Source organism: Catenuloplanes sp. NPDC051500, from assembly GCF_044454585.1.
Lineage (GTDB): Bacteria > Actinomycetota > Actinomycetes > Mycobacteriales > Micromonosporaceae > Catenuloplanes.
Genome location: NZ_JBITDX010000020.1, coordinates 1 through 1,162, shown reverse-complemented (window position 1 = coordinate 1,162; position 1,162 = coordinate 1). Strand labels below are relative to the sequence as shown.

The window sequence follows — 1,162 nt, the reverse complement described above, 5'->3', positions numbered from 1 at the left end:
GGGGGGGGGGGGGGGGCGGGGCGCCTTCGGGGGGGGTGCGGGTTCTCCCCCCGCGCCCCGCCCCCCCCCCCCGACACCCTCGGTGGGCGCGTTTAGTGGGGCGGCAGCAGTCCGCTTTGAGGGCTTGGTGTAGCCGCTGGGCAGGGGTTATACGGGAGCGCAGTCGGGGTGTTTTGAGCCGAGGGTAGGGAGCGAATGCTGTTCGTGCCCCGTCGCAGGTGCGGTTGCGTCACGCGGTGGTACAGGGATTGGCGGGGGCAGGTCCAGATCTGCGTGGAGGTGCATTTCGCTCTGGCAGGCGAGGCATGGGCGTGCCTCGCCTCGCGTCAGGTGGTTACCGAGGTTTGCGGTGAGAGTGCGGGGGCGGGCATTCGGTGCCCGACATTTCGTTATATAGGTGCTTGACGGGCGCTCAACCTGGTCCTGCACGGTCGATGGTGCGCCGAGCCGGCTTTAGGCTTTCGGTACGCGAAGCACACGCTCTTCACTTCGGCGCGAGGCACACGCCTTTCACGCCTCGGCATGTGGAGCATCGGCGCTTTACTGAGGTTTCGCGGTGGGGGTGCGAGTCGGGCACTCCGCGCCCGAAATTTCGTTATAAGGAAGCCCCTGACGCGCCTTACCCTGACTGCGGAAGGTCAGTGAGGTGATCTCAGCAAGGATTGGAAGCCGTTTCGGTATGACACGGGCATAAGCCGCTTACCGGACGGTGCTGGATGCAGGCGTGGAGCCATCGATAGACAGGTTCTTGCGACGGAATCGGTCTACCGAGAGGGCTCCACGTGATCGCCTATCCTGCCATGCTCGACGTCCCCAGGGAACTGGTCCAGTACCTCGGCCGGCTGCTGGCCGCGGAACGTCGTGCGGTCGGCACGCGGCGTGGCGCCCGGGCTTTGACCTGCTTCTACCAGGCATTGTTCGTGCTGGCATGGTTCCGTAAAGGCGAGGACGTAGCGCTGCTCGGCGCCGGGTTCGGCATCTCGCGGGCGACCGCGTACCGGTACCGCGACGAAGGCGCCGCGGTCCTGGCCGCCCAAGCAGTCGATCTGCATACCGCGTTGCGGCGGGCCGCCGCGGACGGCTGGTCACACGTGATCCTCGACGGGAAACTCTTCGACTGCGACCGGGTCTCCGAGACGACCCTGTCAGTCAAAGGCGACAC

General features: G+C 66.4%; 1 protein-coding gene. It reads left to right on the top strand.

The window, feature by feature from the left end; genetic code table 11:
- Nucleotides 1-782 precede the first annotated feature (782 nt).
- A partial coding sequence (locus ACIA8K_RS31285) for a transposase family protein (protein WP_396065744.1) occupies nt 783-1,162 on the top strand: 380 nt, incomplete at its 3' end.